This window comes from Cognatishimia sp. WU-CL00825 (assembly GCF_040364665.1).
In the GTDB taxonomy this organism is placed as follows: domain Bacteria; phylum Pseudomonadota; class Alphaproteobacteria; order Rhodobacterales; family Rhodobacteraceae; genus Cognatishimia.
Genome location: NZ_BAABWX010000006.1, coordinates 24,124 through 40,085, shown reverse-complemented (window position 1 = coordinate 40,085; position 15,962 = coordinate 24,124). Strand labels below are relative to the sequence as shown.

Annotated in this window: 18 protein-coding genes; 10 read left to right on the top strand and 8 right to left on the bottom strand. The window is 54.4% G+C overall.

All coding sequences use genetic code 11. From position 1 onward, the window contains the following. Positions 1-44: 44 nt before the first annotated feature. On the top strand, positions 45-821 hold the full coding sequence (gene fliP, locus ABXG94_RS15840; protein ID WP_353535940.1) for a flagellar type III secretion system pore protein FliP: 777 nt from the start codon (positions 45-47) through the stop codon (positions 819-821). 122 nt (positions 822-943) lie between these two features. Beyond that, positions 944-1,966: a flagellar motor switch protein FliG gene (locus ABXG94_RS15835; RefSeq protein ID WP_353535832.1), complete on the top strand. Its 1,023-nt coding sequence runs from the start codon at positions 944-946 to the stop codon at positions 1,964-1,966. 4 nt (positions 1,967-1,970) lie between these two features. Here the strand turns inward: ABXG94_RS15835 and ABXG94_RS15830 are convergent, their stop codons facing one another. From ABXG94_RS15830 to ABXG94_RS15820, 3 genes are read right to left on the bottom strand one after another with little or no spacing between them, the layout of a single operon-like run. Beyond that, a complete protein-coding gene (locus tag ABXG94_RS15830) occupies positions 1,971-2,795 on the bottom strand; it encodes a DUF1217 domain-containing protein (RefSeq protein WP_353535830.1) in 825 nt (274 codons plus the stop codon). Positions 2,796-2,800: 5 nt separating this feature from the next. Next, positions 2,801-3,217: a flagellar biosynthesis repressor FlbT gene (locus tag ABXG94_RS15825; RefSeq protein ID WP_353535829.1), complete on the bottom strand. Its 417-nt coding sequence runs from the start codon at positions 3,215-3,217 to the stop codon at positions 2,801-2,803. Between the two features lie 3 nt (positions 3,218-3,220). Further along, entirely contained in the window at positions 3,221-3,619 is a 399-nt protein-coding gene (locus ABXG94_RS15820) for a flagellar biosynthesis regulator FlaF (protein ID WP_353535827.1), read from the bottom strand. Between the two features lie 315 nt (positions 3,620-3,934). Here ABXG94_RS15820 and ABXG94_RS15815 point away from each other — a divergent pair, with 315 nt between their 5' ends. Beyond that, entirely contained in the window at positions 3,935-4,990 is a 1,056-nt protein-coding gene (locus ABXG94_RS15815) for a response regulator (protein WP_353535825.1), read from the top strand. Between the two features lie 95 nt (positions 4,991-5,085). Here the strand turns inward: ABXG94_RS15815 and ABXG94_RS15810 are convergent, their stop codons facing one another. Beyond that, positions 5,086-5,745: a GntR family transcriptional regulator gene (locus tag ABXG94_RS15810; protein WP_353535823.1), complete on the bottom strand. Its 660-nt coding sequence runs from the start codon at positions 5,743-5,745 to the stop codon at positions 5,086-5,088. A 217-nt stretch (positions 5,746-5,962) separates the two neighbouring features. On the opposite strand from ABXG94_RS15810, the gene speB reads away from it, so the two are divergent. The 7 genes from speB to ABXG94_RS15775 all read left to right on the top strand — a co-directional run bounded on the left by speB (position 5,963) and on the right by ABXG94_RS15775 (position 12,071). Further along, positions 5,963-6,943, top strand: coding sequence for an agmatinase (speB, locus tag ABXG94_RS15805; RefSeq protein ID WP_353535821.1), 981 nt, complete (start codon positions 5,963-5,965; stop codon positions 6,941-6,943). A gap of 4 nt (positions 6,944-6,947) precedes the next feature. Beyond that, complete coding sequence (locus ABXG94_RS15800; RefSeq protein WP_353535819.1) at positions 6,948-8,267, top strand: aspartate aminotransferase family protein; 1,320 nt, start codon at positions 6,948-6,950, stop codon at positions 8,265-8,267. A 32-nt stretch (positions 8,268-8,299) separates the two neighbouring features. Then, positions 8,300-9,061 carry a transporter substrate-binding domain-containing protein gene (locus ABXG94_RS15795; protein ID WP_353535817.1) on the top strand — a complete coding sequence of 254 codons (762 nt, stop codon included), beginning with the start codon at positions 8,300-8,302 and terminating at the stop codon, positions 9,059-9,061. 41 nt (positions 9,062-9,102) lie between these two features. Then, a complete protein-coding gene (locus ABXG94_RS15790; RefSeq protein ID WP_353535815.1) occupies positions 9,103-9,783 on the top strand; it encodes an ABC transporter permease in 681 nt (226 codons plus the stop codon). Next, positions 9,783-10,448 carry an ABC transporter permease gene (locus ABXG94_RS15785; RefSeq protein WP_353535813.1) on the top strand — a complete coding sequence of 222 codons (666 nt, stop codon included), beginning with the start codon at positions 9,783-9,785 and terminating at the stop codon, positions 10,446-10,448. Before ABXG94_RS15790 ends, ABXG94_RS15785 begins: the two co-directional genes overlap by 1 nt. Positions 10,449-10,459: 11 nt before the next feature. Continuing rightward, a complete protein-coding gene (proC, locus tag ABXG94_RS15780; protein ID WP_353535812.1) occupies positions 10,460-11,275 on the top strand; it encodes a pyrroline-5-carboxylate reductase in 816 nt (271 codons plus the stop codon). Positions 11,276-11,339: 64 nt separating this feature from the next. After that, positions 11,340-12,071, top strand: coding sequence for an amino acid ABC transporter ATP-binding protein (locus tag ABXG94_RS15775; RefSeq protein ID WP_353535811.1), 732 nt, complete (start codon positions 11,340-11,342; stop codon positions 12,069-12,071). A 1,301-nt stretch (positions 12,072-13,372) separates the two neighbouring features. Here the strand turns inward: ABXG94_RS15775 and ABXG94_RS15770 are convergent. The 4 genes from ABXG94_RS15770 to ABXG94_RS15755 form a co-directional block, all read right to left on the bottom strand. Continuing rightward, positions 13,373-13,597 carry a beta/alpha barrel domain-containing protein gene (locus ABXG94_RS15770; protein ID WP_353535809.1) on the bottom strand — a complete coding sequence of 75 codons (225 nt, stop codon included), beginning with the start codon at positions 13,595-13,597 and terminating at the stop codon, positions 13,373-13,375. Between the two features lie 75 nt (positions 13,598-13,672). After that, complete coding sequence (locus ABXG94_RS15765; protein WP_353535807.1) at positions 13,673-14,404, bottom strand: SDR family NAD(P)-dependent oxidoreductase; 732 nt, start codon at positions 14,402-14,404, stop codon at positions 13,673-13,675. A 9-nt stretch (positions 14,405-14,413) separates the two neighbouring features. After that, the gene (locus tag ABXG94_RS15760; protein WP_353535805.1) at positions 14,414-14,941 is read right to left on the bottom strand and encodes a 2,4'-dihydroxyacetophenone dioxygenase family protein; all 528 of its coding nucleotides are present in this window, start codon (positions 14,939-14,941) and stop codon (positions 14,414-14,416) included. 90 nt (positions 14,942-15,031) lie between these two features. Further along, the gene (locus ABXG94_RS15755) at positions 15,032-15,946 is read right to left on the bottom strand and encodes an amidohydrolase family protein (RefSeq protein WP_353535804.1); all 915 of its coding nucleotides are present in this window, start codon (positions 15,944-15,946) and stop codon (positions 15,032-15,034) included. Positions 15,947-15,962: the final 16 nt, after the last annotated feature.

The window sequence follows — 15,962 nt, the reverse complement described above, 5'->3', positions numbered from 1 at the left end:
CCCCCCTTAAAGTCAAAAGATCCTGGGTGCTTGCTGCGCTCTTTATGGCCGCTGTTGTGCTCACCAGCCCGGCCTTTGCCCAGGATGCCGATATCGGCAGTCTGATCCGCGATCTGTCGTCCACTTTTGGCCAATCCGAGGCGGGCAGCGACGCCAACGCCACCCTGTCGGGCCGCATCATCCAGCTGTTTGCGCTGGTCACGGTGCTGTCGGTTGCACCGGGTCTTTTGGTGGTGATGACCAGTTTCACCCGTTTTGTCATTGTTTTCTCGATGCTGCGCTCTGCCTTGGGCCTGAACCAAACCCCGCCCAATATGGTGCTGAACGCCATGGCGCTTTTCATGACCTATTTTGTCATGCAGCCGGTGTTTGAAGACGCCTATCAGGCTGGCCTACGCCCGCTGATCCAAAACTCGATCACCGAAGAACAGGCCGTCATGGCCATTTCCGATCCGTTCCGCGCCTTTATGTATGCCAACACCCGCGAAAAAGACATCGCGCTGTTTGCCGACATCGCCGGCGAAGAAAACCCCGATGTTGCCCCCGCCTCCCCTGAAGAAGTCTCTTGGCGCATTCTGGTGCCCAGCTTCATGATCTCAGAACTGCGCCGCGCCTTTACCATCGGCTTTCTGCTCTATCTGCCCTTTATCGCCATCGACTTGATCGTCGCCTCTGTGCTGATGAGCGCCGGTATGATGATGCTGCCCCCGGTCATCGTTTCCTTGCCCTTCAAAGTGATCTTCTTTGTGCTGATCGATGGCTGGTACATGTTGGCAGGCTCGCTCATGCAATCCTATCTCCCCTATGCGGGCGGCGGATAGGCACAACGCTCCCCCATAGGCTGATAGTTTTTACGTTTCGTTAAGGTTCTTGTTGGACTTCAAGAATAGTTCGGGTTATTCATGAATAACTATCCTTGCAACGTGCATGACCGGGACAGGTAATGAACCAATTCGCCTCCTTCCGTCGGGCCAAACGACTAAGCGGACCCGAGAAATCGGCCATTCTGTTCCTTTGCCTGGGCGAAGAACGTGGCAGCGCTTTGATGCAACAGCTCGACACGCGTGAAATCAGCAAGATCACCCGCGCCATTTCCGCGATGGGGGAAGTGCAGGCCGAAGTGGTCGAAGAGGTCATGCGCGAATTTGGCCAAAAGGTTTCCAGCTACGGTGGCATCACCGGCTCGGTCGAAGCCGCGCGCGGCTTGCTCAAGGGCTTTTTGCCCGAAGACCGCGTCAACGAAATCCTGGAAGAAATCGAAGGCAGCAGCACCGGCAACCTGTGGAAAGATCTGTCAGAGCTCGACGAAAAAATGCTGGCCGATTACCTGCGCAAGGAACACAATCAGACCGTTGCGGTTGTCCTGTCGCGCCTGTCGCCGGATGCGGTGGCCAAAGTGCTGCCGTTGCTTGGCCATGACCGCTCGGTTGACCTGGTCGAACGCATGGTGGCCATGGAACAATTGCCTGCAGATGCCATTCAGGCCATCGAAGAAAGTCTGCGCAGCGAAGTCTTGGCCAAAGCTGGTGAAAACGCCGAAGCCGAAGCCGAAAAACGTCTGGTCAAAGTGTTCAACAAGCTGGATTCCAAACTGCTCGAAGGCCTGTCACGCGACCTCGAGGCGAAAATTCCAGAGAAACTGCGGTCCATCAAACAAAAAATGTTTGTGTTTGACGATCTGACCAAACTCAAAGCCAGCGCCTTGGCCAAAGTCATGCGCGAAGTCACCGGCAACAACCTGCCCCTGGCCCTGCGCGGCGCCGAAAAAGAAGTTCGCGAGCATTTCCTCAGCTCGATGCCCGCACGATCCCGCGACATGCTGGTCGAAGAAATGCAAGCCATGGGCCCGGTCAAATCCCGCGACGTGAAAGAAGCGCAGTCTGAAATGGTAGAGGCCGCGTTGCAATTGGCCGACAGCGGCGAAATCGAATTGCCGGAAGAAAACGAAGACGACATGATCGAATAAGCGCCTAGCGGTACAGGCTGGCCCGAGAATAGTTGACCGCCGGAATATCCAGCGTGATCGGCACAAATTGCCCGGAAATCGAAGAATTCAACAGGGTGATTGCCACGCTGTTATAGCTGGTTTGTGGCGGGTCAACGATATCTGAAATCGCAATAAACTTGGTGATCAGCTGATCCACTTCACGCGGATCACTCAATTTTTCAAGATCATACTTATCCGCAAAAATCTCGGCCTGCTTATCGACATCAAGCCCAGACATTTCCTCTGGCAAAAACAAAGCCCGTTGAAAAAACTCCGTCATCTCTTTGTCTTTCAGAACATCAAACCAACTGTCGATGTCTGCAACCTTTTCGCGCAGCTCTAAAACCGTGCCAACGGTCTGATTTTGATCGGCATTTTCATTGCGAAAAGTGGTAACAAAATAGCGGTCAACCATGGCATCCTGCCAGGCTGTATCGCTGAAATCAGGGATTTGCGGGCCGTTGCCAGTGGTAAATCCCATGGCCTCATGCAGCGCGTCAAAGTTGGAATTGGTCAGACGGTTGACCAGCGAACTGTCATCGTCCGGGTCACTTTCCAACACCTTACGGATCATGCCCTTGCCAAAAATCTGATCCTCCAGATCAAAGGCCTTCATCACAAAACTATAAACCTCATAGTCTTTGACGAATTCTTCTGGGGTTGAAATCGACGCAATACGGTCGCGAAAACCATCTGCCAGACGTTGATGCTGCGCTTCGGTGCGCAGGGTTTCCATCTGGCGATCCTTGGTGCGATCCACCAGGTTCAGCGCCATCTGGCTGCCCAATCCCGAAATACTCAACACCATTGTCTCTACTCCGCGGCGGCAACCGTTTTGCCATTGATCATATCCAGCAGGCGTGCCTCGTATTTGATCAACGGGCGCAGGGCCCGCATGGCTTTATAAAAGTCACGACACGACACATGCGTCGCCGCTTCAAAAATATGTCCGCCTATTTCCTCATGGAAAATCGGCACAAGGCTTGCCAGATCTTTCTGGATCACCGGCACTAGTTCATCACGAATATCTGGCTTTAATAAGGCAGCCTGAATAAAGTAATACACTTTTTTAACCGGAGACCCGGCCTCGGACTCGTCTAACAGGTCGACCCCACGCACAATATCTGCGTGGTTTTCAATGGTCAGCATCTGGCGCCGATCAGCATTGCGAATGACACAACCGTTAATGACGATTTTTTCATTTGGTTTCAGCGTTAGACGAAGTGCCAAGCCCTACTCCATGACATGCATCGGATTGCCTTCTAGCCCGCGAATAATACTGCGGTTGATATCCAGCAATGGTTTCACTTTCAGAGTGCCACCCATGACGCCCTGCGTATGAGTATCAACCCACAACGACAAAGAAATCAATCCGGCTTTTAGATCTGGGGGAAGCGCGTTGCCTGGTTCAATCAGATCGCCACGGATCGCATTCCATACCTGTTGGTTACGCCAAAGCGCGTCTCGCAGACCTTCTGCCAAAATGCGTAGCTTTTCGCCGCCGTTTTCCGCCTGATCAAAGGCGAGGTATTTTTGCTCTATTTCTGCCGTAACACTGGTAAACACACGCCGTTCTATTTGTCGCGGAGATTCTGTGTCAGATATCGTCCGCTTATATGCGGTTATGCTCATTTAAGTTTCTTTCGAACTATTTTTTTATTTGCCTCACAAGAACAAACTAGCCCAGCGAGGTTAAAGGGGGATTAATCCTTGCCTCAAAACCCGGAAAATTTGTCAAATATTAACGATTGTTTCAATTTCGTCACCGAACCGTTGCTCAACTCACAGGATATTCGCCACATTTCGCCCGCAATTCGCCCATTTCCTGCCAAACTCACCAAATAACTGTGTTTTTCCGTACTGAGTAACCAATAAGCAAGCGGTCAGGTGCAGAAGCACTCAATTAGGCCTCTCGTTTCGGTTGCACCCCTTGGAATGGATGAGGCCATGCGCATACTTGCCGTCGACGACGATGAGAACATCAGAGAGCTTTTAGCGACCTCGATTGAGGCCGAGACAGATCACGTGATCTGGACCGCAAGTTCGGGCATCGAAGCCCTGTCTGCCTGCGCCAGCAGCCCCTCAAAATTTGACTGTTTCCTGCTTGATATCCAGATGCCCGAGATGGATGGCATCGAGCTTTGCGAGCGCCTGCGCCACCATAAAGACTATGAAGACACCCCAATTCTGATGCTCACCGCCATGGCGCAAAAGAAATTTGTCGACAAAGCCTTTCTGGCCGGTGCCACCGATTACATCACCAAACCCTTTGAGTTCCTCGAACTCACTAGCCGCCTGCAAAACGCCGAACGTCTGATCCAGCAACAGGCGCGCATGCAGCGCCGCTACGAAGAGATCAGCAATCTCAAAAGCGATCTGAACCGCAGTTTTGAACACAGCCTGTCTGAACCCGTCGAAATCCTCGGCATCGAACGGCTGGTTGGCTATGTGTCGTTTGAAAACTACCTGCTACAGCTGTCGCGCATGAAAATGCTGATGACCAGCGTTTTTGCCATCAAGATCCTGAACGTTGAAAAAGTCTTTCGCAACATCTCGCGCATTGGCTTTCGCCAGTTGCTGACTGAAATCGGCCAACAGCTGACCGAACTCTACGGCGAACACTCCGATCTGGTGACCTATCGTGGCAATGGCGTCTTTGCCTGCGCCACCAGCAGCCGCAAACCGTTTTCGCAATTCGAGCTGGAAAAGACTCTCAACCGCAAGGTGCGCGACATGACCGCCACCCGCATTTCCGGCGTTACCGTCCAGATCTGCGCTGGCGAGCCGGTCTCGCTGATCTCGCTGACCCGCGCCGGCAGCCTAACCAGCCTGCAAAACGCCGTCGCACGGGCCGAGGCCCGCTCGGTCAGCTACCACGAAATCCTGCAAATGTCCGCACGTGTGCTCAAGGCCGACGGCACCAGCACCCAAGCCGACCGCGAAACCTATGCCGCCCTTCTCAAAGCCGAAATGCGCGACGACAAGGTGGCTGTGGGGGAATAGAGATAGCGGACGAGCGGAGCTTTCGCTCCCGGCTATGCCCCCACAGCTCATGGGTTGTCATAGTTGCCAAAGGCCCTTTGACGTGATGAGAGGTCTTAAGGAACCGGGTCAATGGCCAAGTTTTCCAGAACACGCGTCTTCGTTTGCATAAGGTCAGTTCTAAGCTCTTCAGAGGCATCCTTATAGGCACCTGCCTCAACTTGTTCGACAAGGCGCAGATGGTGGGGACGCCAGTTTTCACCGATACCGACACTTGTCCAAAGCGGGAGCATATAACGCACAAGATGCCCGTTAAGAGTTTGCAGGATGGCCGCGGACCTTGGCCGCGACGCGCGACTGTATAGCAATTCGTGAAACGCCCAATGCCGTTCCGCAGTTTCCAGCGGTGTCCAGTCAGAGGTTTCATCGCCGAGAATTTCGCGCAGTTCTGTAAACACCTTTGATGACAGTCGCGGCCCCGACAGCTCTAAGGCGCGCGGCTCTAACATCAGGCGCAGCTCCATGATCTCAAGAAAATCCATCGCGGATAGCGGCGAGACAACCACAGTCTTCGCGCCTTCCTGGGTCGCGAATCCCTCTTTGAGCAGAATTTTCACCGCGTCGCGCGCCGACATGCCGCTGACGTCGTAGTACGCTGCAATCTCTCTTTGCCGCAACCGAATCTCGGGTGCCAACTCGCCTTTCACTATGCGCTGACGCAGGTCGTCAGCAAGTTTGGTCGACGTCAGTTTATGTTTTTGTTCAGTGGCTTGCATGTGCATCCTCGTGAGTTGATCGACCGTTTCCTTGGCAAAGTAACGGTCTGTTCAACCATATTTCCTATGCGTGAATGTCTATGAACCGGGCGCCATGGTCAAAGAGTAATCGAAAAAAAATGAAAAAATATCTTCCATAATTCATTTTTTGATATATCAAATGACGATATTGGACGTTCAATTGCGTCGACACGCCATCAAACTCTAGAGGTTACTCATGAACTTTCGCCGTCAGATGCTCTCACAATTCCCAGAACTTGCAGATCCCAAGTCCCACCCGCGCTTCACTGGTATCCCGAGCTTCATGCGCGCGCCGTTCACCGAGAATCTCTCCGACCTAGATATTGCGATGTGTGGTGTTCCCTATGATGGGGGCGTGACCAATCGTACCGGAACACGCCTTGGTCCGCGCGATGTGCGCATCCAGTCCACCATGATGCGCTGCTACAACCAAGCCACGGGCGCTGCGCCTTATGAGAAGGCGCGAATTGGCGATATCGGTGATGCATGGCCGGTGATGCCGTTCGAGTTGGAGCATGCACACAAGGAAATCGAGAGCTATTTTGCTGAGATAAAAGAAGCCGGTGCTCTCCCGCTGGCCGTGGGCGGGGACCATTCGATGACCCTTCCAATTCTGCGCGCGATGGCCAAAGACGGCCCCGTTGCATTGGTTCAAATTGACGCTCACTGCGACACGGGTGGTATGTATCAGGGGTCGGAACACCATCATGGGTCCTCGTTCAGTGCTGCTGTGAATGAAGGTTTGATCGACCCCAAAAAATCGGTTCAGATCGGCATTCGCGGCGGCACGATTGTGCCCGACCTGTGGAAGTTCAGCTATGATCACGGGATGCGGGTCATCACAATCGATGAGCTCTATGACATGGGCATCGTTGCGGCGATGAAGGAAGCCACCGACATTGTTGGGGACACGCCCGTTTATGTGACCTTTGACATCGACAGCCTTGATCCGGCCTTTGCACCCGGCACGGGCACGCCGGAAATCGGCGGCATCACAAGTTATGAAGCGTTGAAAATGGTGCGGTCCCTGAAAGACCTCAACATCATCGGCGCGGATATTGTTGAAGTATCGCCACCCTTTGACCCCTCTGGCGGCACCGCACTGATCGCGGCAACTGTGATGTTCGAGCTGATGTGCCTGATGGCCGATTGCGTCGACCGCAACAAGGCGGGCTAAGATCATGGGCCAGCATTCCCAAGCGCTTTCTGAACGGGCGGAAAAAGTATTGGTCGACGGGGGCAATTCTGCCTCTCGTGGGCCGCGCGTTTTCAAGCCTTATCCGCCCTATATTGAGCGCGCCGAAGGGTGCAGGCTCTATGATGTCGATGGCGAAAGCTATATCGACTGGATGAACGCCTTTGGCGCGCTGTCCACCGGCCATGCACATCCCGCAGTGGTCGAGGCCGCCAGCCGTGCCGTGGCCACAGGCGCGCATTATGCCGCCGCCATCCCCGAAGAGATCGAATACGCCGAGTTGATCGTTGATATGGTTTCGGTGGCCGAAAAGGTGCGTTTTGCCAATAGCGGCACCGAGGCTTGTATGGCGGCCATTCGTCTTGCGCGCGGACATACCGGGCGCAAGAAAATCGTGAAGTTCGAGGGCCATTACCACGGTTGGGCGGATTCTCTTCTGCTCACGACAAACCCACAGCCCGTCACGACGCTGGGGCACGAAAACTCCCCTGTTGGCATCGTCGACAGCTCGGGTATTCCGCATGGCGCCGTCGAGGATACGATTGTTCTGCCTTGGAACAACATCGAGGCGCTGGAACGTTTATTCAAGGATCGCGGTCGCGAGATCGCCTGCGTCGCTACCGAAGGTGTAATGGCGAATATCGGCGTCATCCGCCCCAAGGACGGTTACCTGCAGCGCATGCAAGAGCTGTGCCGCGAATATGACGTGCTGTTCTATCTGGATGAAACTGTCACCGGTTTCCGTGTGGCTCCGGGCGGCTGCATCGAGATGTACGGGTTGGAACCTGACATCGTCACCTATGGCAAAGCAATCGGACATGGCTTCCCGCTGGCTGCTATTTGTGCCTCGCATGAGCTCATGGATGGGCTTGGCTGGGGCAAGGTTATGCATTTCGGCACCTTCAATGCGCATCGCGTTGGTGTGTCGGCGGGACTTGCCGGAACGAAGGCTTTGGCGGCCAATCGTAATGCCGGATTCAAGCATCTCACTGAAATAGGCCAGGCGACGGTTGAAGGTATCAACGAAGTTATTGCCAAACAGAACCGTCATCAAATCCTTGTTCAATCGGTTGGATCTCTGTTCCAATTCTATTTCACGGATCGGCCTGAACTCACGGATTTCCGAGATTATTGCCTACATGCAGACAGCGCAAAATTTGCACGCTTTGCCAATCACTTGAGGGGCTTTGGCGTCTATGTCAGCCCGTCCAACACCCTACACAATTGCAGCACGCTTGGACATGACCATCAGGATGTCGAGGCAACGGTCCAAGCTTTCGCGGAGGCGCTTAAGACCTTCGAATAATCATCAAGTCTACATACAACATGGAGAAAAACATGAAAAAGAGAACGTTTTTGGCTGCCGCTTGCGCCGCAGTTATGAGCCTTGCGTCGGCGCTTCCAGCCGCAGCAGACAAAATTATGTTGGCAGCGGATGCCGAATATCCCCCCTTTAACTACAAGAACGACTCTGGTGAGATTGTTGGCTTTGATGTCGAGATTTCGCTGGCGGTCTGCGAGGCGTCCGGATTGGATTGCGAGTTTACGGCTCAGGCATGGGATGGTCTGATTCCCGGCCTGTTGATCGGTAAGTTTAACGCAATCTCGGCCTCAATGTTTGCCACTGAAGAACGCCGCAAGCAAGTCGATTTCACCGATAAGCTTTACCAGACACCGTCGCAGTTTTTGGCAGCCAAGGGATCGGACATCGAGATTTCGGTCGCGGGGCTAACAGGCAAAACTGTAGGCGCTCAGCGTGGTTCTGTTCAGGCGGATCATCTTGAAGCGACCTATGGCGCAACATCCACCGTCCAACTCTATGATACTCAGGATCAGGCCAATCTGGATCTTGCGGCGGGACGTTTGGACGCCTTGTTGGGTGAAGTCATAGCACTGACCGAAGGCTTCATGGCCAGTGAAACGGGCCAAGGTTTCGATTGGACTGGTCCGGAAGTGAAGCTTGGTGACGGGATCGCCATTGCCATCCGGAAAGAGGACACCGATCTGCGCGACAAGCTGAATGCCGGAATCGCGGCCATTCGTGAAAGTGGCCAATACCAAGAGATCAGCGAAAAGTTCTTTGGCCGCGACATCTACTAAACCTCCTGCCAGCGCCTTTCAGATAGGAATGGGAACACTTTATGCCCGACTATACGTTACAACTCTTGATTGGCGCTGGCGTTACGCTTGCTCTGGGGATCCTCAGTGCCGTTTTCGCCCTGAGCACGGCAACGATGTTTCTTTTGCTCAGTCAGCTAAAGAACCGATTCATCAACGGATTTATCCGCGTCTATTCCACGGTTATTCGCGGCATTCCCGAAATTCTGGTGATTTTCCTGACATTCTTCGGGGCGGCGGTGGTCCTGACAAAACTCTTCGGGAAATACACAGAACTTAGCCCGTTCTTTGCCGGTGTTCTGGCGCTTGGGCTGGTGTTTGCCGCCTATTCCTACGAGGTCCTGAGGGGCGCGTTCGAAGCAATCCCCAAGGGCCAATTCGAGGCGGGGCACTCTTTGGGGCTAAGCGGTGTCCAATCGTTTTTCCACATCATCTTTCCCCAACTCATGCAACGGGCGCTGCCGGGGCTAAGCAACCTCTGGCTTATTTTGCTCAAGGAAACATCGCTGGTCTCGGTGATCGGGTTGGAAGAATTGATGCGCAAATCGTCCCTTGCGGCCGGTGTCAAACACGACCCGCTGTTTTACTACTGCTATGGGGCGTTGTTCTACCTTGCGATCACAGCCTTTTCTGAAATTGCTCTCAAAGGCGTCACCAACCGAGTGAACCGTCACACGGCGCCAACAGAGACGGAGACCGTTTGATGGAAGACTTTATCGCACAACTTCCAGAGGCCATCTGGCTTACCGTGAAACTGACACTTGTTGGTTTCTTCGTCGGGCAGAGCATCGCTCTTGTCCTGGGGAGCAGTCTGCACTTGACCAAGGGGGTCCTGCACAGCGCATTGCGAATTTACCCGTTCATTTTTCGCGGAACGCCGCTGCTGATCCAGCTGTTTATCATCTATTATGGCGTGGCCCAGATCGACTTTGTCCGCGAAAGCTTTTTGTGGGTCATTTTCGGCAGCGCAGAGGGCGCAGCCATGCTGGCCCTCTCGCTGAATGTCGGGGCCTATTCAACCATCTTGGTCTATGGCGCGCTTAAGAATTTGCCCAAGGGGCAGGTCGAAGCTTCAAGCGCGATGGGTATCAGTAGGCTGAAAACACTGATCCACGTCGAGATCCCACAAGCCTATCGGCATCTGCTGCCATCGCTTTCAAACGAGATCATCTTCACGCTCAAGGGCAGCGCGCTGGCAAGCACCATTACAATCATGGAGCTGACCGGGCTGACCCGGACCTTCATCGCCAAAACCTACTCGCCATTCGAATACTTCCCGGTTGCCGGACTTGTGTATCTCGCCATTGGCTTCGTGGCATTACAGGCCTTCCGCTATCTGGAAAAACGGCTTCGGTTGCCTGGGCACTAAGGAACAGACCTATGAACACTATTCTTCTTGTCGGTGCCGGAAATATGGGGTTTTCCATGTTGCAAGGTTGGTTGCGAATGCTGGATGACAGCGACCGCTTCGTGGTGGTGGATCCGGCCGCCGGTCCTCGGTTAGAGACATTACAACCCGCGCAGCGCGCGCGCATTTTGGCGCTGTCCGATTTGGCCGAGCTTCCCGATGACACGCAGCTTAGCGCGGCGATCTTTGCAACAAAGCCAAACAATGTCTGTGACGCGGTTGGCCAGATCCGTGATCGCCTCTCTCCGGAGACGGTTCTAATCTCGGTCGCGGCGGGGCTTGGGATCAAAGATATTTGTCAAAGCGCAGCCCCCGGCCAAGCTGTTGTTCGCGTTATGCCAAACATCGGCGCGCTGATCGGGCGATCTGCCAGCGCCGGTTTCGCCTCTGCGACAACCGACAAAGCGCAATCTGATTTGGTTAAGCTGCTGTTTGACGCACTTGGCCACTTCACATGGCTGCAATCCGAGGAGGACATGCATCTGGTGACCGCTGTGTCCGGCAGCGGGCCGGCCTATTTCTTTGCCATGTGCGAGGCGATGATCGACGTCGCAATGGACAGCGGACTTGAAAGGGACGTGGCCGAAACATTGGTCCATGCAACATGCGCCGCTGCGGGTGGGCTGATTGATCGGACCCCGGACGCAACCACGTTGCGAAAGCAAGTCACAAGCCCCGGCGGCACGACCGCCGCTGGCACTGAAGCATTGGCAAAAAATGACAGTTTGCGAACCGTTATGGCAAAGGCCATTCACGCAGCCCGCCAACGATCAATTGAGATGTCATAAGACCGCCGCTTGGGCGTGCCGACCTTGGCGCGCACCAACTGGCCACGCAGGGAAGGATAGAACGATGGAAGCAGTAAAACTTGAAAAAGTCAGCAAATGGTATGGGGCGTTCCAGGTTCTGACGGATGTTGATCTATCGGTGAAACAGGGTGAGAAGATCGTCATCTGCGGCCCATCAGGATCGGGGAAATCGACGCTTATTCGCTGTATCAATCATCTGGAAAAACACCAAAAGGGCAAGATCATCGTTGATGGCATCGAGCTGACCGACAAGTTAAAAGACATCGATGCCGTGCGATCAGAAGTCGGCATGTGTTTTCAGCATTTCAACCTCTTTCCGCATCTCAGCATTCTGGACAATTGCACATTGGCGCCCCGTCTGGTCCGCAAAACGCCCCGCAAAGAGGCCGAAGACATCGCCATGGAGTTCCTCGAAAAGGTCAAGATCCCGGATCAGGCACATAAATACCCCGGCCAGCTATCGGGTGGTCAGCAACAGCGTGTCGCCATTGCCCGATCGCTTTGCATGAAGCCCCGGATCATGTTGTTTGACGAGCCGACCTCAGCGCTTGACCCTGAGATGATCAAAGAAGTTCTTGATACGATGGTCGAACTGGCCAGCGAAGGCATGACCATGCTGTGCGTGACCCATGAAATGGGCTTTGCCCGGCGCGTTGCAGATCGGGTGATTTTCATGGATGCAGGCCAGATCGTCGAACAGAACGATCCGGATTCATTCTTTGATGCCCCCCAGCACACGCGCACCAAAGACTTCCTCCAGCAATTGTTGCACTAAGACAAAGAGCCCAGCTTTTGCCGCGTTCTTCCTTGGGCTGGTTCCAACCGTGTTGGGATTTGCAACTTGGAGCATCGCATGCAGCAAACATCTTTTTCCTTATGTCACCCACGGCGTTGGCTCGTCTTGCGGTATATCTCGGCGGATTTGGTCCCGCGGAGCGAATGGGTACCGTAGCCACTCGGTTCTAATCCAATCGCAGCCGCGTAGCTTGCTATCAATGGCAACGTTGAACAGCGCGAGATCGCGAAGGCAGCCGGCAAGCTCGAGCCGCGCCGGCAGTCTAACCAGCCTGCAAATGTCCGCCCCTGTGCTCAAGGACGACGGCACCAGCACCCAAGCCGACCGCAAAATGTATGCCGCCCTTCTCAAAGCCGAAATGCGCGACGACAAAGTCGCTGTGGGGGAATAAAGATAGCGGACATTAGCTGCTACCTGCGCCAGCGTCAGCTTAGCGAACTCTCCGGTCATTCAGTTTTCGGGCTTCGCTGACGCTGCATGCGTTCGCACGCGCGGCACGTCCATCGCTGTGTCGCAGCGAACGTCGCCAGACCGGCCGTCCATGGACACCGATTTCGCTTAAACCAAGACCGAACTTTCGCCGCACGCTCCGCCAGTATGAAAGATGCGGACAAGGCCTCAATTCGCCGCGGCTGCACAAAGGTCGGCTTTGGAGGGTTAGGTTATGTCACAAACGGTCGTTATCTCCGTTGACAAAAACTTATGAGTTTTGGCCCATAAGTGAGCTCAGCATCGGACAGTCAAGTTGTCCCTTAGCGCAGTTTGCGACCAGCTCGGCCAATGCGTTTTCCAGCCGTATCAGTTCCGCAAGTTTCACCTGAACGTCTATAGTGCTAGCGATTAATTCAAAATACCCGATGACGGAACCTCAGGACTGATCGAGCGCGACCAATAAAATAAGTCTTTTGTTAGCGCGCGTCCGCAACAAAATCTGGGAACGAACTCAGGTAGTCGACCAAGGTTTGCGACGCGCCTTCGCTCAGCAGGGCCGCGGCACTCGCGGGTAAAGTTCGCGGTTCGAATTCGGGCGTGGCGAGCAGGCGTTTGGGGAAGTCGTGATGCACGATCCCCGCGCGGCCAAACACGATGAAATCGGGGCGAGCGACGCGATTTTTTCGATGTCAGATGGTGTGAAAATCTTGCCACCCACACCCATGCGCGTTTTGCCTCGGGGGAGGCCGAGATACCATTCGGACAATGACTTGCCCGCGAACTCGGCTTCTTCGGGCTGCTTGAACGCGTCATGCATCTACATGTCGATGTAGTCCACAAGCTCCTGCTCAAGAAGGGTCTGGGTCAGCGTTAGCATCTCGGCGCACAGCGGCGGCGATGAAGTCGTCACGCAGCTGTTGGACCTCTGCACTGCTCCACGCAAATGCACCTGTTTCCGCATAGTCGGAAGGCGCGCGTGGCGGCCCCTCGATATACGCGTCGTCGAAAGCCCCAAGCTGCCCCGGCCAGGTCTTCCCCGACGGTTGAACATTGGTGGCGCAGGTCATCGTCAAACCAAATCCGCCCTCAGCGCAATTGCGCGAATTGTTTAGGAACGGGGACGGGTTGCTATAGCTAAATCCTGCACATCAAGTGACAAGATATCCTCCGTCGATGGGAAGCACCGTTCCGGTAACGAATTGAGACATCGGCGACGAAAGAAAGACGGCCCCGCCAGCTACATCCTCAGGCGTTCCCCAACGATTTAAGGGGGTTCGATCCAAAATGGCTTTGCTACGAACCTCGTCTGATTGAAGCGCCGAGGTCAGCGGTGTCGCAATCCAACCCGGCGCAATGGCGTTCACTCGAATGCCATCAGGGGCGTAGGCGATGGCAAGTGATTTGGTCAACTGGGAAATCCCGCCTTTCGATGCAGAGTATGCAGGAACCGATCCCCCGCCAAAAAACGACAACATCGATGCCATGTTCACGATGGTTCCTTTCGATGTTTTCAGAAGACCGCGGGCAGCGGCGCATACGCGCATGGTGCCCGTGAGGTTGATATCCACCACATCGGCAAAGACCTCGGGTTGGTGCTCTTCACTGCGCCGAATGACGCCCGCACAATTCACCACATGATCGAGACGTTCAAACGACCCGATCAATGCCTTCACCTGCGTGTCGTCGCGCACATCCAACTGCTGTACATCAAACGCAGCGTGATTGCTTTGCGCGGTTTGCACTTCGCCAGGGGTTGCCCCTGTGACAGTGACACGCGCACCAGCCTCGGCGAACGCCAGCGCAATCCCCTCACCGATGCCAGAGGTGGCACCGGTGACTAGGACATGTGCTCCGTCAAAACACTTATTTGGCCAGACCATCTGAGCCCCCTAGCGAATAAATTGGTCAACATAATCCGCGCCGAGCCCAACTGCTTCATAGTGCTTGCGGCAAAGATCGATTTTGGTGAAGACATCCTCATATCCGATACCTTTGCCCCAAGGATCGACGTAGTACATAACGCCCTGAACCTGAAACAGCGTGATCATTTCCTCCACATCGTCAGGCACAATCAGCGTGTGAGTTTCGCCGGGAGGTTCGTACACAAATCCGCCTTCGCGCGCTTCCCAGTCGTGCTCGAGATAATGCCAACGCCCTTTGAGTACCCAACCATGGACCGCTTGTGGGTGGCGGTGGCGCGACAGGACACCGGATTTGCGCACGCGCAGCAAGTTCATCCAATAGCCTTGGCTGCGGTTGAGGATCAGCGGCCGGAACGAGACGTTCTCGGCTTGCGGTACCCAGACCCGCTCATCTTCTGGAATGCCATCAGGGATGACGATATCAGGCAAGCATTCCGCCGGATTGTCGTACTGATAAGGCATCCGTGGGTCGGTTTTTGTATCTTCTATAGGCATTTGATTTCTTTCATTTTATGGTCAAAACCTGCGTTGCTGCAGGCGCTAGCATATTGACTTTTCAGAGTTGGGTTGGGTGGGTATATGGCGTCAATTTTGCGCGACACCCAGCCGATAAACGCGGTCGGCAGTTCCCAAGAACAGATCGTTTTTCTCATCCGCAGAGAGGTCGGCCACGGCCGCCTCATAGGCCGCGTAGTAGGCATCAAAGCTATTGTAGACCTTGTCGACGGGAAAGTTGCTGGCGAACATGGTGCGCTTGGGTCCAAAAATGTCGACGATATCGCAGACCATCGATCCCATAGACTGTTGCGTCCAGTTCCAGTCAGTCTGCCCCAAGCCCGAAGCTTTGATCGTAACGTTTTCTCGCTCGGCAAGTTTGCAGAGGCCAGCGCGCCAATAGGCAAGCCCCTCGGCGCTCCGATCATGTGGCATAGCGCCGTGCTCCAAGATGATCTGCGTCTCAGGGAAAGCCTCGGCAAGATCCGCTGCATCGGCAAGCTGGTGCGGATAGACCAAGAGATCAAAGGTCAGTCCAAGCCCTTCAAGGCGGCCAAATCCCTCTCGCCACCGCGCGTCGCGCATGAGATCCGCGCGGTCAACAAAGCTGTAACTGGGGTTTTCGTGGTTGCACAAAATTTGGCGAACGCCTTTGATCCGATCGCCATAGGCAAGGTGCTGATCCAGCACTTCTTGGACATTAGGAGCCTCAAGTGCGGCATAGACAACGATGGCATCTGGGCCGCCAAATTCATCGGCCACATTTGTGATCCACGCGGTTTCTTCCACAGGGGCAGACCGATCATAATGGGCCTCGATATGCACCGATGCGCACAGATTGTAGTTTTTTGTATCGTCGCGGTAATCACTCAGAAGGTAGTCCTTCGAAATGCTCTCGATATCGCCGTAAATGCCGCGCGGCATCGGTTTACGCAGCCAGTGATACTTGTCTTTCTCCAAGGACCAGAGGTGGTGATGTGGATCGATAATATCCCGTTTTGTCATGTTCAGATCCTTTCGA

Excerpts from the sequence above, each read along its gene's own strand:
- ABXG94_RS15810 (WP_353535823.1), bottom strand. The coding sequence starts at position 5,745 with ATGCAAGCCACTGAACAAAAACATAAACTGACGTCGACCAAACTTGCT.
- ABXG94_RS15795 (WP_353535817.1), top strand. The coding sequence starts at position 8,300 with ATGAAAAAGAGAACGTTTTTGGCTGCCGCTTGCGCCGCAGTTATGAGC.
- ABXG94_RS15785 (WP_353535813.1), top strand. The coding sequence starts at position 9,783 with ATGGAAGACTTTATCGCACAACTTCCAGAGGCCATCTGGCTTACCGTG.
- ABXG94_RS15820 (WP_353535827.1), bottom strand. The coding sequence starts at position 3,619 with ATGAGCATAACCGCATATAAGCGGACGATATCTGACACAGAATCTCCG.
- ABXG94_RS15765 (WP_353535807.1), bottom strand. The coding sequence starts at position 14,404 with ATGGTCTGGCCAAATAAGTGTTTTGACGGAGCACATGTCCTAGTCACC.
- ABXG94_RS15835 (WP_353535832.1), top strand. The coding sequence starts at position 944 with ATGAACCAATTCGCCTCCTTCCGTCGGGCCAAACGACTAAGCGGACCC.
- fliP (WP_353535940.1), top strand. The coding sequence starts at position 45 with ATGGCCGCTGTTGTGCTCACCAGCCCGGCCTTTGCCCAGGATGCCGAT.
- ABXG94_RS15800 (WP_353535819.1), top strand. The coding sequence starts at position 6,948 with ATGGGCCAGCATTCCCAAGCGCTTTCTGAACGGGCGGAAAAAGTATTG.
- ABXG94_RS15790 (WP_353535815.1), top strand. The coding sequence starts at position 9,103 with ATGCCCGACTATACGTTACAACTCTTGATTGGCGCTGGCGTTACGCTT.
- ABXG94_RS15815 (WP_353535825.1), top strand. The coding sequence starts at position 3,935 with ATGCGCATACTTGCCGTCGACGACGATGAGAACATCAGAGAGCTTTTA.
- ABXG94_RS15775 (WP_353535811.1), top strand. The coding sequence starts at position 11,340 with ATGGAAGCAGTAAAACTTGAAAAAGTCAGCAAATGGTATGGGGCGTTC.
- speB (WP_353535821.1), top strand. The coding sequence starts at position 5,963 with ATGAACTTTCGCCGTCAGATGCTCTCACAATTCCCAGAACTTGCAGAT.
- ABXG94_RS15755 (WP_353535804.1), bottom strand. The coding sequence starts at position 15,946 with ATGACAAAACGGGATATTATCGATCCACATCACCACCTCTGGTCCTTG.
- ABXG94_RS15760 (WP_353535805.1), bottom strand. The coding sequence starts at position 14,941 with ATGCCTATAGAAGATACAAAAACCGACCCACGGATGCCTTATCAGTAC.
- ABXG94_RS15830 (WP_353535830.1), bottom strand. The coding sequence starts at position 2,795 with ATGGTGTTGAGTATTTCGGGATTGGGCAGCCAGATGGCGCTGAACCTG.
- proC (WP_353535812.1), top strand. The coding sequence starts at position 10,460 with ATGAACACTATTCTTCTTGTCGGTGCCGGAAATATGGGGTTTTCCATG.